At 67.1% G+C, this 13,437-nt stretch carries 14 protein-coding genes; 10 read left to right on the top strand and 4 right to left on the bottom strand.

The window, feature by feature from the left end; translation table 11 throughout:
• The first annotated feature begins 86 nt into the window (after positions 1-86).
• Positions 87-368, top strand: coding sequence for a ubiquitin-like small modifier protein 1 (locus NATPE_RS09915; RefSeq protein WP_006180605.1), 282 nt, complete (start codon positions 87-89; stop codon positions 366-368).
• 28 nt (positions 369-396) lie between these two features.
• Here NATPE_RS09915 and NATPE_RS09910 read toward each other — a convergent pair whose 3' ends face one another.
• The gene (locus NATPE_RS09910; protein ID WP_006180607.1) at positions 397-2,067 is read right to left on the bottom strand and encodes an aldehyde ferredoxin oxidoreductase family protein; all 1,671 of its coding nucleotides are present in this window, start codon (positions 2,065-2,067) and stop codon (positions 397-399) included.
• 110 nt (positions 2,068-2,177) lie between these two features.
• Between NATPE_RS09910 and NATPE_RS09905 the strand changes: the two genes are divergently transcribed.
• The 4 genes from NATPE_RS09905 to NATPE_RS09890 all read left to right on the top strand — a co-directional run bounded on the left by NATPE_RS09905 (position 2,178) and on the right by NATPE_RS09890 (position 5,633).
• Positions 2,178-2,831 (top strand): HAD family hydrolase, encoded by a 654-nt coding sequence (locus tag NATPE_RS09905; protein ID WP_006180609.1) that lies wholly within the window; start codon positions 2,178-2,180, stop codon positions 2,829-2,831.
• Between the two features lie 77 nt (positions 2,832-2,908).
• The gene (locus tag NATPE_RS09900; RefSeq protein WP_006180610.1) at positions 2,909-3,835 is read left to right on the top strand and encodes a hypothetical protein; all 927 of its coding nucleotides are present in this window, start codon (positions 2,909-2,911) and stop codon (positions 3,833-3,835) included.
• Positions 3,836-3,956: 121 nt separating this feature from the next.
• Complete coding sequence (locus NATPE_RS09895; RefSeq protein ID WP_006180611.1) at positions 3,957-4,919, top strand: M48 family metallopeptidase; 963 nt, start codon at positions 3,957-3,959, stop codon at positions 4,917-4,919.
• A 129-nt stretch (positions 4,920-5,048) separates the two neighbouring features.
• On the top strand, positions 5,049-5,633 hold the full coding sequence (locus NATPE_RS09890; protein WP_006180613.1) for a GNAT family N-acetyltransferase: 585 nt from the start codon (positions 5,049-5,051) through the stop codon (positions 5,631-5,633).
• 20 nt (positions 5,634-5,653) lie between these two features.
• On the opposite strand, the gene NATPE_RS09885 is transcribed toward NATPE_RS09890, so the two are convergent.
• The gene (locus NATPE_RS09885; RefSeq protein WP_015299007.1) at positions 5,654-5,917 is read right to left on the bottom strand and encodes a hypothetical protein; all 264 of its coding nucleotides are present in this window, start codon (positions 5,915-5,917) and stop codon (positions 5,654-5,656) included.
• 56 nt (positions 5,918-5,973) lie between these two features.
• On the opposite strand from NATPE_RS09885, the gene NATPE_RS21390 reads away from it, so the two are divergent.
• The 3 genes from NATPE_RS21390 to mce all read left to right on the top strand — a co-directional run bounded on the left by NATPE_RS21390 (position 5,974) and on the right by mce (position 8,668).
• The gene (locus NATPE_RS21390; RefSeq protein WP_006180615.1) at positions 5,974-6,324 is read left to right on the top strand and encodes a hypothetical protein; all 351 of its coding nucleotides are present in this window, start codon (positions 5,974-5,976) and stop codon (positions 6,322-6,324) included.
• 118 nt (positions 6,325-6,442) lie between these two features.
• Positions 6,443-8,125: an acyl-CoA mutase large subunit family protein gene (locus tag NATPE_RS09875; RefSeq protein WP_006180616.1), complete on the top strand. Its 1,683-nt coding sequence runs from the start codon at positions 6,443-6,445 to the stop codon at positions 8,123-8,125.
• Positions 8,126-8,284: 159 nt separating this feature from the next.
• The gene (mce, locus tag NATPE_RS09870) at positions 8,285-8,668 is read left to right on the top strand and encodes a methylmalonyl-CoA epimerase (protein ID WP_006180617.1); all 384 of its coding nucleotides are present in this window, start codon (positions 8,285-8,287) and stop codon (positions 8,666-8,668) included.
• Positions 8,669-8,741: 73 nt separating this feature from the next.
• Here mce and NATPE_RS09865 read toward each other — a convergent pair whose 3' ends face one another.
• Both NATPE_RS09865 and NATPE_RS09860 read right to left on the bottom strand, forming a co-directional pair.
• Entirely contained in the window at positions 8,742-9,677 is a 936-nt protein-coding gene (locus NATPE_RS09865; RefSeq protein WP_006180618.1) for a hypothetical protein, read from the bottom strand.
• 198 nt (positions 9,678-9,875) lie between these two features.
• Positions 9,876-10,514 carry a ferredoxin--NADP reductase gene (locus NATPE_RS09860; RefSeq protein WP_006180620.1) on the bottom strand — a complete coding sequence of 213 codons (639 nt, stop codon included), beginning with the start codon at positions 10,512-10,514 and terminating at the stop codon, positions 9,876-9,878.
• A gap of 266 nt (positions 10,515-10,780) precedes the next feature.
• Between NATPE_RS09860 and NATPE_RS09855 the strand changes: the two genes are divergently transcribed.
• Positions 10,781-12,535: a 2-oxoacid:acceptor oxidoreductase subunit alpha gene (locus NATPE_RS09855; protein WP_006180621.1), complete on the top strand. Its 1,755-nt coding sequence runs from the start codon at positions 10,781-10,783 to the stop codon at positions 12,533-12,535.
• The gene (locus NATPE_RS09850; RefSeq protein ID WP_006180622.1) at positions 12,535-13,401 is read left to right on the top strand and encodes a 2-oxoacid:ferredoxin oxidoreductase subunit beta; all 867 of its coding nucleotides are present in this window, start codon (positions 12,535-12,537) and stop codon (positions 13,399-13,401) included. The genes NATPE_RS09855 and NATPE_RS09850 overlap by 1 nt, the downstream gene beginning before the upstream one ends.
• The last annotated feature ends 36 nt before the right edge of the window (positions 13,402-13,437 follow it).

The raw sequence follows: 13,437 nt of genomic DNA, 5'->3' as shown, positions 1-13,437 counted from the left end.
CGAATGAGTCCGTAGCGTCACGACTGCGTGTTCGTCGCGGCGCTTGCCCCGTCGATTTCAAGGTCTCTCCCGTCGAACGGTTGGTCGTGCAACTCGAGTGCGTCTTCTTCGGCCCCTTTCGCGACGCGGTCGGCGAGAAGACCGTTCGCTACGAGACCGAAGCAGAGACCGTCGGCGACCTTCTGACCGACCTCGAGACCGCGTTTCCGGCCCTCGAGGGGGAACTCGTCGCCGACGACGGGGCGGGGCTGGCCGGGGACACGGTCGTCACGAAGGACCAACGCAACGTCGTCCATCTCGCGGGGCTCGAGACCGAACTCGATCCCGACGCGGTGATCCGGCTGGTGCCATCGGTCTACGGCGGTTGAGCGGCGGGATAACGGGCGGCGAACGGGCTCAGTCTGCGGACGGTGCTGGCGGCGACTCGATCGCGCGGGTCGGGATCGTCCCGTCGTCGTTCCAGCCTCGCGCTGCGTAGTACTCGCCGATCGCTTCGTCGAGATCGGGGATCTCGTAGGGGAGATCGTCGTCCTCGCGGTCGAATCCCCGCCGGTTGTTGAAGTGGCGCTCGAGTTCGACGGTGCGAGCCCCGACCTCGAGCAGCGTTTCGCAGTCGGCATCGAACAGCGTCTCGAGTCGCTCCGGGGTGGCGTAGTCGCGCCCGAAGACGCAGACGATGCCGGTGTCGAGGAAGGCGGCGAGGTCCTCCCGCTCGACCAGCCGCTCGGCCTTGCCGAGCGTCCCCTGCGGATCGAGTTCGCCGCTGTACTCCAGCGCCAGCATGCTGGCATAGAGGTGGTCGGCACCGCGGTTCGCGACGGCGTAAGAGAGTCCCTGCCCGTGGAGGACGCGGCCGTCGTGGGCGGCGAACTCCATGCCCTTCACGGTGTAGTTCTCGACCCCCAGCTCGTCGTGGGCGCGATCGACGCCCTCCGCGAGCAGGTCGCCGATCCCCTCACGGTACGCGATCTTTTCAGTTATCTCGTGGGCGAGGTCCGCATCGCCGAACGCGTCCTCGCTCTCGAGGTAGGCCGCGACCGTGACGCCCGCGGAGATGGTGTCCATCCCCAGCGTGTCACAGAGTTCGTTCGACTGCATGACGTCGACGACGTCGTCGACCCCCTGCATGGAGCCGAAGGCGTAGATCGTCTCGAACTCCGGCCCCTCGGTCTCGAGGCCGGTCTCCTCGTCGCGGGTCGGGAGTTTGCAGGCGTAGGCACAGGCCGAGCAGGCCCCCTTTTTGTACTTCTTTTCCTCGACGGCGTCGCCGCCGATGTCGGCGGCCCCCTCGAACTCGTACTCCCGGAAGTACCGCGTCGGCAGCGAGAAGTTGTCGTTGATGAACTCGGTGCCGCCCGCGGTGCCCTGACTGCGCATCCGGTCGTCTGCCGTCGCCGCCTCGCGGTGGATCTCCGACTCCGGCGGGTCCGGGATCTCGACCGGCGGCTCGGCGTCGCCCTCGAAGGTGACGCACTTGACGTTTTTCGCGCCCAGTATCGCGCCGAGCCCGCCGCGGCCGAAGGCTCGCGAGTCGAAGGTCATCGCCGAGGCGAACCGCACCTGGTTCTCCCCCGCCGGACCGATCGCGATGCAGTGTTCCGGGCCCAGATCGTGGCGTTCGCTCATGTACTCGGAGGTCTCGGGCACCGTCGCCCCCTCGAGGTCGGGTACCGGTTCGAACTCGACGCCCGAATCCGTGACGTGGACAGCGAGCAACTCGTCGCTCTCGCCGACGATCTCGAAGGCACTGATTCCCGTTCCGACGAAGTTTCGCGAGAGATAGCCGCCGGCGTTGGCCGAGACGAGGCCGTCGGTCAGCGGCGAGAGCCCGGTCATGTTCATCCGACCGGTAAACGACATCCGCGACTGCTGGAGCGGCCCGGTCGAGACGTAGACCCGGTTTTCCGGGCCGAACGGGTCGGCGTCGAAGGGGATCCGTTCGTGGGCAAGCGCCGTTGCGGCCGCTCGGCCCCCGATCGCGTCCGCGAGCAGCTCGTCGATTTCCGTCCTGCGTGCGGTCCGCTCGCCCACGTCGACGGTGAGCAGCGGGCCTTCTGCGTGAAGCATGATACCTCATAGCAGGGGAACCCCCTTAGCTTTGGGTCGTCGTGACACGACGGTTCGACCGGTTTCGATCGGACAGATTTACGATCCGCGAGCGGACACCGTCGAGACGAATGCAGTACGATACGGTCCTGTTCGACTTCGACGGCGTCGTGGTCGAGACGCCCTCGAGCCAGCGACTGGCCGACGCCCTCGAGCGAGTCTACGAGCGGCTTGGGCGGTCGGGCCCGGCGGCGGAGACGGTCCGCGAGTTGATGGCCGGCGACTTCGATGCGGTCGCGACGCGGTGTCGGGACCTCGGCATCGAGGCCGACGCGTTCTGTGAGCGAGCGGCCCGTGAACTGGTCCGGACCCAGTGTGAGTCCGTCGAGCAAGGCCTGCGCTCGGCCTACGACGACGTCGCCGCGGTCCGCTCGCTCGAGGTTCCGCTCGGGATCGTCAGCGACAACCATCCGACCGTCGTCTCGACGCTGCTCGACCGGTTCGGGTTCCGATCGCCGTTCGAGACGGTTCGGGGCTGTCCGCTGACGCCGGCCGGCCTGGCCCGGCGCAAGCCCGATCCGACGAACATCGAGGCCGCACTCGCCGACCTCGAGGCCGAGTCGGCGCTGTACGTCGGCGATAGGGCCGTCGACGTGCGGGCGGCCGACAACGCGGGGATCGATTCGGCGCTGCTCTCGCGGTCCGACACGGACTCGGCGGACGCGGCGGTCGACCCGACCTATCGTCTCTCGTCGCTCGCGGCCGTCCCCTCGCTCGTCGACTGAGTCCCGGCGATCGTCCGTCACGGCCCGGTGGCAGATTCGTGGCCGCGCTTTTTCAGCCCCGTCCGCGTAGCCAGCGTATGGAACCCGACGACACCTGGACGAGCCTCCGGCGACACTGCGAGGCCCTCGAGCCGGGTGCGGAGCTGCTGACGCCGGTCTCCGAGCGGCCATTCGGGATCGAGCGCACCGACGACGACCGGCTCGTCGTTCGGTTCGGCGACAGCGGCGAGACGCGGCCGCTCTGGCGCGAGCAGTTCGTCGTCTTCCTCGAGCGACTCGACGAGGGGGCGGTCCCGATCGAGGGGCTTCAGCCGGGCGTCGAGCCCTACGCCAGCGTCCTGACGCTGGCCCCGGCGTACACGGCCGACAACGACGCGGTTCGGTACGATCCCGACGCCACCGGCGGCGAGAGTCCGTTTCTCGTCTCGGCGGCGGCCGCGCGGGACCCGCCCGAGCGCGTCCACGACGATGCCCGCTTGCTCGCCGCCGTCCTCGAGCGGATCGACGCCGACGAGCCCGCCGCCCTCGACACCGAGGCGCTGACCGACCTCTACGTGCTGGCCTCCGATACCCAGCACGGGGCCGATCGCCTGCGGCGCTCGGCACGGGACCCGCTGCTCGAGCGACTCGGGCCGGACCAGCGGCTGCACGGCCGCTACGGCACCGTCCGTCGGACGACGCGGGAGCGCCAGCGCCCGAAAGACGAGGCGACGATCTTCGAGGCCCTCGACGACCACGGCATCCCCCGCGAGTGGGTCACCGGCATCGACCGGGACAAACTCGACGTCGTACTGGCCGTGACCGACCTCGAGGAAGACGATGTCTACGACGTCGACGAGGACGTCTTCGTCCAGAAGGTCGGCGTCGACGAGGACGAGAAGTACACCCGCCTGCAGGGGCTGGCCGACCGGATCGACGACCTCGCGGACGCCGAGGGCGAGGAGTTGCGCGCGGAACTCGACGCGATCGAAGATCGGCTCGAGGAGGCGCTGTCGGCGGGGTAGTGTCGGCGTGACGGCGTCCCGGCGCTCATCCGGGCGAATCGGGAGTCGGCGAGCGACAACGATCGAGTTGGGCCGTCCGATACCCGTTTCAATCGGCCCTCCCTACACGCGACCGACAACCATGTCCGTCTCTCGAGCGGGAAACGGGACCCGGCTCCTGATGGCACTTGTCGGCCTCGCCGTCCTGGTGTGGTACCTCGCGCTGGCCGCGGTCAGCTACTGGGTGCTGTCGGTCCTTCGGGTGACCGCACCGGGTCCACTCGGCACGCTCGCGTTGATCGTCACTGTCGCCGTCGTCGTCGGCGTACTGAGCTACCGCTTTGGCACGTCGCAACTGCTCTCGAGCCTCGAGGCGGTCGAACTCCCCCGATCCCACGCGCCTGACCTCTTCCGCCGGCTCGATCGCCTCGAGTCGCGGATGGACGTCGACTCGCCGACGGTCCTGCTTGCACGATTGCCGATGCCCAACGCCTTCGCGCTGGGCACGGCACGCAACGGGACGATCGTCCTCGACCGATCGCTGTTCCGACTGCTTTCGCCCGACGAACTCGAGGCGCTGCTGGCCCACGAACTCGCCCACCTCGAGCGCTACGACGCGTTCGTGCAGACGCTTGCCTACAGCGGTTTCCGGACGCTCGCCGGGCTCGGCTTTCTCGTGTTGTCCCCGGTCCTGTTGCCGATCGCGGGGATCGCTCGGGCGGTCGCGTGGCTCCGTGGGCGGCCAGGATCGTGGCAGCGAACGGCGTTCGGTCGGCTGCTGGTGGTACTCGAGTCGGGCGCGGTGTTCGCGTTCATCGCCGTGACGCTGCTGGTCCGGGCCCACTCGCGTCGCCGGGAGTACGCCGCCGACGATCGGGCCGCCGCGGTGACTGGCAAGCCGGTCGCGCTAGCTCGCGCGCTCCGCCGAATCCAGCGGGCCGCGGAGCCCCCGCGTGGGCTGCTCGCACCGCTGTACGTCACCACCGACGACGAGGACGCACTGAGCCGGCTGCTGTCGACCCATCCCTCGACGGACGACCGGATCGAACGGCTGCTCGAGCGCGCTCGAGACCGGGAACGGGAAACGCGGCGAGCGGCCGCCTGACTCGCTCGGCTCACGGTGTCGCGGTTCCGGCAGCTCGCTATCGACCGGTGAACCGGCCGTCCCCGACGCTCGCGGAGCGATCCTGCCAACCCACAAACGCTTTTGGCCGCACGTCGCCTACGTCGAGGCATGTACGTGCGGGACGCGAAAAACAGGGAAGAGGTCTGGCTGCTCGACCACATCGAGTCGATGGGGCTCGACGAAACGGCGTTCCGCTCGCGCGACTACGTCGTCGCGATCGACGAAGCGTCCGGCGAGAAGGCCGGCTTCGGCCGCATCCGCGTTCACAAGCCCGATGAGGGCGACAACGTCTGTGAACTGACCAGCATCGGCGTCCTCGAGAGCTGGCGCGGGCAGGGCGTCGGTGCCCACGTCATCGAGCGGCTCGTGGAGTACGCCGGCGACGAGGGGTTCGACACCGTCTACGCCCTGACCGGCGAGGGTGCATACCTTGCCCAGTTCGGCTTCCAGCGGGTCGACGAGTCGGCGCTGCCGTCGATCCTCCGGGAGCGGCTCGAGGCCAAGCGTGAGGGGTCGGATCCGGACGCGAAGCCGCTGACGATCGACGGTGCCGAGTTCCGGGTCCCCGATCGGCTTCGCGAGGCGTTCAAACATGCCCCCGAGGGCCGGGCCGAGGCCGATGACGACGAGTCGCCCGAGGACTTCGGCATCGACCCCGAGTCGGCGACGTACAAGTACGACACGGGTCGATGAGTCGGATGGCGACGCTTCCGTCAGCGACTCGAGCCCGGTCGGCCGGCGCGCTCGTGGAACCCGTGGCGGAACGCGACCCAGCAAATTCCACAGAGAAAGACGATCGGCGGCGCAACGGCGAAGGCCCACAGCGGGTCCAGCCCCCACACCAGCAAGAGCAGGAGGTTCCCGAGCCCGATCACCAGAAACGGCGCGACGTAGCGGGCCGCGCGGCGACGGTCGTCACCGCCGCGGGCCGGCGTCGACGCCTCGGCGGACTCCTCGAGCGACGCGTCGCCGGACATACGCGTGCTGTCGACGCCGCGAAACATAAGTGGCCGTGGCGACGCAAGTGACTCTCATGGAGACGAACCGATCCGACGAGACGGGCGACCGGACCGACGCGGGAGAGACGGCGGATCACGGTGACTCAGCCGATGACGACGGCGTCCGCGTCTGGCTCGTCGAGCGAACCTACGGCGACGACGAACTCAACATCGTCATCCTCGTGTACGCAACCGAAGACGGCCGGCGGTATCACCGGCGTGAGCGGGCCCTGACGAGCTTCGGCGGGCCCGCTCGAGAGACGAAGGCCAGCCTGGTCGTGCCGCCGAACTCGCTTGGTACCGTCGACGACGTGGCGACCCAGGAGCGCTACGCCGAGGAGGCTGCGCGGATGGCCGCCCGACACGACCCCGAGGACAGCGTGTGATACGGTCTCCTGTCGGACAGGAACCCCTCTGAGCCGTCGGCGACGCGACCGCGTCGCCGGCCGCAGATCTCGCCGTGTTCATCAAACTTCAAGCCCCGGCCGGTCCTCGGTAATCATAATGTTCGATCCCGACGAACTCGAGGAGATCCGTGCCAGCAAGGAGGAGTGGCACGAGGCGGAAGTCGAACCCGTCATCGAGCGCTTCGGCGAGCGCAAGGAAACGTTTACGACCGACACGGGGGGGCAAGAGGTCGATCGGCTCTACACGCCCGACGACGTGGGCGATCTCGACTACGAGGACGATCTCGGCAATCCGGGCGAGCCGCCGTACACGCGCGGCGTCTACTCGACCGGCTACCGCGGCCGGCTCTGGACGATGCGCCAGTACGCCGGGTTCTCGACGCCGGAAGACACCAACGAGCGCTATCACTACCTGCTCGACGAGGGCCAGACGGGGCTGTCGATGGCCTTCGACCTGCCGACCCAGATGGGCTATGACTCCGACGCCGACATGGCTGCCGGCGAGGTCGGCAAGGCCGGCGTCGCGATCGACTCGCTCGAGGACATGGAGACCGTCTTCGACGGCATCCCGCTGGACGAGGTCTCGACCTCGATGACGATCAACGCGCCCGCGTCGGTGCTGTTGGCGATGTACATCGCGGTCGGCGACCAGCAGGGTGTCGACCGCGAGGAACTTCGGGGGACGATTCAAAACGACATCCTGAAAGAATACATCGCACGCAACACCTACATCTACCCGCCGGAAGCGTCGATGCGGATCATCACGGACATCTTCGAGTTCTGTGCCGAGGAGACGCCGAAGTTCAATACCATCTCGATCTCGGGGTATCACATCCGCGAGGCGGGGTCGACGGCCGCCCAGGAACTCGCCTTTACGCTCGGGAACGGCATCGAGTACGTCGAGACGGCGATCGAGGCTGGCCTCGACGTCGACGAGTTCGCGCCGCAGCTTTCCTTCTTCTTCAACGGCCACAACAACATCTTCGAGGAGGTCGCGAAGTTCCGCGCGGCCCGTCGGATGTGGCACGACATCATCGACGAGCGGTTCGACCCCGACGACCCCAAGTCCAAACAGCTCAAGTTCCACACCCAGACGGCCGGCTCGATGCTGACCGCCCAGCAGATCGAGAACAACGTCGTCCGCGTCGCCTATCAGGCGCTGGCGGCCGTCCTCGGCGGCACCCAGAGCCTGCACACGAACGGGAAAGACGAGGCGCTTGCGCTGCCGACCGAGGAGTCCGTCCGAACCGCGTTGCGGACCCAGCAGATCCTCGCCCACGAGTCGGGCGCGGCCGACACCATCGACCCCTTGGCGGGGAGTTACTACGTCGAGTCACTGACCGACGAGGTCGAGGAAGAGGCATACGAGATCTTAGACGAGGTCGACGAACGCGGCGGTATGCTCGAGGCCGTCGAGCAGCAGTGGGTCCAGCGCCAGATTCAGGACACCGCCTTCGATCGCCAGAAGGAGATCGAGGAGAAAGAGCGCGTCATCGTCGGCGTCAACGAGTTCGAGAGCGAGGACGGGGAGCCCGAGATGGACGTCCAGGAGATCACCGAGGAGGACCAACAGCGCCAGATCGACAGCCTCGAGCAGACCCGCGAACGCCGGGACGACGAGGCCGTCGACGCGGCGCTCGAGGCGCTGCGGGACGCGGCCCAAAGCGACCGGAACGTGATGCCCTACATCATCGACGCCGTCAAGGCCTACGCGACGGTCGGCGAGATTTGTAACGTCATGCGCGACGAGTTCGGCGAGTACCAGCCCGGCGCGGTCTGACGGCGCTCGAATCGTCGACTGCGACCGAACGAATCTTCGTCCCGATATCCCGTTTTCCGCGGTCGATGTCCGACTGGGGCCCGTCTCCCGGTCCGTGCGGGCTCGAAACGCCACGAAAAATCACAACAGTAACACGGCCATCGACCGGAGTACAGGCCGATGCACTTCGATCACGCCGGCATCGCAACCGACGACGCACAGGGACTCGCAACGCTGTACGGCGATCTCTTCGGTCTCGAGGTCGCTCACGAGGAGGTGTTCGACGGCATGCGCGTTGTCTTCCTCGACTGTGGCGACGGCTATGTCGAACTGCTCGAGCCGATCGAGGAGGGGACGATCGCGCGCTATCTCGAGGACAACGGGGCGGGAATCCACCACCTCGCGCTCGCGACAGACGACATCGAGAGGGCCCTCGAGACGGTCCGGGACCACGACGTGACGCTGATCGACGAGGACCCCCGTCCGGGCGCGTGGGGCCATTCGGTGGCGTTTCTCCACCCCAAGGACACCGGCGGGATCCTGATCGAACTCGTCGAACACTGAGACGGACTCGTCTCCGGCGCGACCGTCGCTCGCGGTTGCACCGGACAAGCAGCCCGTCTGCCCGACCGCCGGGCTACCCGGCGGCGAACTCGTTCGTGGTGATCACCCGCCGTTCGTCGCCGGTCGCGTGGACGACCGCGACCCGGCCGGGATACCGACCCTCGAGATCGATCTCGACCTCGTAGTCCGCGGTCCCGAGGCAGTCGACGCAGGTCTCGGCCTCCTGTTCGCCGACGGCGACGGTGACCACGAGCAGGTCGCGACCGTCGTCGTCGGTGACGTCGGCCAGCTCGAGGGTGTGACACGGCGTCGGGATGCGGATCGACCCCTCGACCAGCACACGCTCGTTTTCGAACTCGACGGTCGCGTCGTCACCGTCGGTCCGGCCCGCACACTCCCGGCCATCGACCGCGAGCGATGCGTCCGCTACGTCGGGCACCGGGCAGGGGATCGTCGACGACGTCGACTCCGTCTCCGTGCCGGATTCGGAGAGTGTGACGGTCGTCCGAGAGCGAACGCAATCGAACGGCCGGCGACTGATCCCGTCGGTGACCGTCGACTCGCCCGTCTCGCCGTCGCGGCGCGACGTGACCGTGACCGTATACGGTCGTGGCTCGACAAACACGATCGTCCGTTCCTCGCCGGCCCCGAGATCGAGATCGCGCTCGAGCAGTGGCTCGTCCCGTTCGTCCTCCCCGTCGCCGTCGATCGGGTCACTTCCGTCAGCGTCGTCGGCCGAAACGACCACGGCGACCGTCCGCTCGGTCTCGCCGTCGTTGCGGAGGGTGAACTCGTGTGGTGGGTGGGCCTCGAGGAACGGTACCTCATCGGGGTTGCCGACCACGATCGCATCGGGCCCGGCGGACTCGCTGCCCCGACGATCGGTGTCGTCGCTCGAGCCGTCGACGTCCGGCCGCTCCGACTGGAGCCGCTCGAACCGCGAGTCGGCACAGCCGGCCAGGCCACACGCCGTTCCGGTCGTGAGCGCGAGGAGGTCGCGACGTCGCATACGCGCTCCCACACCGATCGGGCATAAACACCTTTGTCACGGCTTCGTACCTGTGCTATCGACGGACTTTCAGTTTCGAAGAGAGGCAACTGTTGCGGCCGGACTGACCCCACTCGAGGGGATCGGCGTCACGTTATCAACGGAGTCGCGGGAGTGACGGCGTCGCCACCTCGAGTCGGTGGCCGGTGAGCCGGCCGATTACCCGAAGTTCTCGATCAGCGCGTCGTCGGGATCGCCGCCCGCGGCCTCGATCGCGTCCGCGACAGCGGTGACGAAGTCGTCGAAGCCGAATGCGTAGACCTGACCGTCCTCGTGGTGTGTCGCGATCGCATCGGCCAGTTCCTCGGCCGCGCCGTCATCGATAAAGACCACGGTCGCGCCCGCGTCGGACAGCGCCTCGAGCCGATCGGTGTGGGCGGGTTCGTCGGCCTGATAGATCACGGTGGCGTCGTGACCGGCCTCGTGAGCGGCCTCGGCGACCGCGACTCCCGCACCGACCCCCGGACCCCCGGCGGCGGCGACGACGTCGCCGTCGTCGTCGTAGGTGATTCGGCCGAACGGGCCCTCGACGTGGACGGTCTCGCCGCCCTCGAGGCCCGCGAGCCACGGCGAGAGGTCGCCCTCGGGGTCGATCCCGACGGTGAGTTCGAACGTCTCGCCGACCGTCGGCGAGGAGAGCGTGTAGTGGCGAGCGATCTCCTCGTCCTCGGGGGCGGCCCGCAAGAGGACGAACTGCCCGGGGAGGGCATCGAACCCCGCGGGCGTCTCGAGTTCGAGCGCGACGGTGTCGGGACCGACCTCGCCGACCGATGCGACCGTGACTGGCGTCCCATCCATGTCGAACCCGTTCGTCGGCGGATTGAAAAGGCGTTCCGTTCGCCGCGACCCTCGCGAGCGGCCGTTTCGGTGGGGGACGATACTGTGTGATTACCACACACATTCACTCGCTTCCGTGTTTCTTTCTCTCGTAAACTCTCGCCCCACAATTCCTAACGATTAATAACCAACTGTCCTTCCATCCCGAACATATCCACCACTGATGCGGTGGTCCGCTTGGGGTTTCAGAAGCCTTTTCATTTATGGGGGGCAAGGGGCCTCATAACATGGCTGAGGATCTCAACTGGGCGATCGGAGGCGAGGCCGGTGACGGTATCGACTCCACCGGAAAAATCTTCGCTCAGGCACTGTCCCGGGCCGGAAGACACGTATTCACCTCCAAAGACTTCGCGTCTCGAATCCGTGGCGGCTACACAGCCTACAAGATTCGGACGTCCGTCGAGCAGGTCCAAAGCGTCGTGGACCGCCTCGACATTCTCGTCGCCCTGACACAGCGGACCATCGACGAGAACTTGGACGAACTCCACGAGGGCAGCGCCATCATCTACGACGGCGAGCGCTCGTGGGACGCGGAGATCCCCGACGAAATGACCGCGGTCGACGTCCCGCTGAAATCGCTGGCCGAGGAGGCCGGCGGTGCGATCATGCGCAACATCGTCGCGCTGGGCGCGGCGTGTAAGATCACCGGCTTCGACGTCGAGTATCTGGACGAGGCCCTCGAGAAGCGCTTCGGCGGCAAGGGCTCGAAGATCGTCGAGAACAACAAGGAAGCCGCTCGCGCGGGCCAGGAGTACGTCGAGGAGAACTACGACCTGAGCCACCTCGGCTACAACGTCGAGACCACCGACAACGACTACGTCCTGCTCAACGGCAACGAAGCCATCGGCATGGGCGCGCTCGCGGCCGGCTGCCGGTTCTACGCCGGCTATCCGATCACGCCCGCGACCTCGATCATGGAGTACCTGACCGGGCGCATCGAGGACTACGGCGGCCACGTCGTCCAAGCCGAAGACGAGCTGTCGGCGATCAACATGGCACTCGGCGGCGCACGGGCGGGCGCTCGAGCGATGACCGCCACGTCGGGAGCCGGGATCGACCTCATGACCGAGACGTTCGGTCTCGTCGCGACCAGCGAAACGCCGCTGGTCATCGCCGACGTCCAGCGATCCGGTCCCTCGACCGGGATGCCGACGAAGCAGGAACAGGGCGACCTCAACATGGCACTGTACGGCGGCCACGGCGAGGTTCCGCGGTTCGTCGTCGCCCCCACGTCGATCACCGAGTGCTTCTGGAAGACCGTCGAGGCGTTCAACCTCGCCGAGAAGTACCAGACGCCGGTCTTCCTGGTTTCGGACCTGGCGATGTCGGTCACCGAGCAGACGTTCCCGCCGGAGGCCTTCGACATGAGCGAGGTCGAGATCGACCGCGGCAAGCTCGTCGACGAGGACGAGGTCGACGAGTGGCTCGACGCGCAGGGCCACTTCCGTGCCCACGCCGTCACCGAGGACGGCGTCAGCCCGCGGGCCATCCCCGGCACGACCGACGCTGCCCACATGTCTACCGGCCTCGAACACGACGAACTCGGTCGCCGGACCGAGGAAGAGGACGAACGCGTCCAGCAGGTCGACAAGCGCAACCGCAAGGTCGAGACCGCCAGAGAGAACGAGGACTGGGACTACCGCGAGTTCGGCGATCCGGACGCGGACAACCTCGTCATCTCGTGGGGATCGAACGAGGGCGCGCTCGTCGAGGCGCTCGAGTACCTCGAGGAGGACGGGATCGACGTCCACGTGATCTCGGTGCCCTACATCTTCCCGCGGCCCGACCTGACCGAGGAGATCGAGGCCGCCGACGAGACGATCGTCGTCGAGTGTAACGCGACCGGGCAGTTCGCGGACGTGATCGAACACGACGTGTTGACCCGCGTCAAGCGGATCAACAAGTACACCGGCGTGCGATTCAAGGCCGACGAACTCGCAGACGATATCACCGAGAAACTCACTGAGGAGGTACCCGCATAATGAGCTCCGACGTCCGATTCACCGACTTCAAATCCGACAAACAGCCAACGTGGTGTCCCGGCTGCGGCGACTTCGGGACGATGAACGGCATGATGAAAGCGCTGGCCAACACCGGCAACGACCCCGACAACACGTTCGTCGTGGCCGGGATCGGCTGTTCCGGCAAGATCGGGACCTACATGCACAGCTACGCCCTCCACGGGGTTCACGGCCGTGCACTCCCGGTCGGCACCGGCGTCAAGATGGCCCGCCCCGATATCGAGGTCATGGTCGCCGGCGGCGACGGTGACGGCTACTCGATCGGTGCCGGTCACTTCGTCCACGCCGTCCGCCGGAACGTCGACATGACCTACGTGGTCATGGACAACCGCATCTACGGCCTGACCAAGGGCCAGGCCTCGCCGACCTCGCGGTCGGACTTCGAGACCTCGACGACCCCCGAAGGGCCCAAGCAGCCCCCGGTCAACCCGCTAGCCCTCGCGCTGGCCTCTGGCGCGTCCTTCATCGCCCAGTCGTTCAGCTCCGACGCGATGCGCCACGCCGAGATCGTCGAGAAGGCCATCGAACACGACGGCTTCGGCTTCGTCAACGTTTTCAGTCCCTGTGTCACGTTCAACGACGTCGACACCTACGACTACTTCCGCGACAGCCTGGTTGACCTGCAGGAAGACGAGGACCACGACCCCCACGACTACGAGGCCGCCAAAGAGGTCATCCTCGACAGCGAGAAGGAGTATCAGGGCGTCATGTATCAGGACGAAAACTCGGTCCCGTACCACGAGAAACACGGCGTCACCGAGGACATGTCCGAGATCCCCGACGGCGCGCCCGAGGACGCGATGGATCTCGTCCGCGAGTTCTACTGAGACCGCCGTCGATTCCGACTGATTCGCGCTTTTTCC

The sequence above is a fragment of the Natrinema pellirubrum DSM 15624 genome, assembly GCF_000230735.2.
Classification (GTDB): domain Archaea; phylum Halobacteriota; class Halobacteria; order Halobacteriales; family Natrialbaceae; genus Natrinema; species Natrinema pellirubrum.
Note: the sequence above shows the minus strand (reverse complement) of the source record. Positions and strands in the feature narration are given on the sequence as shown.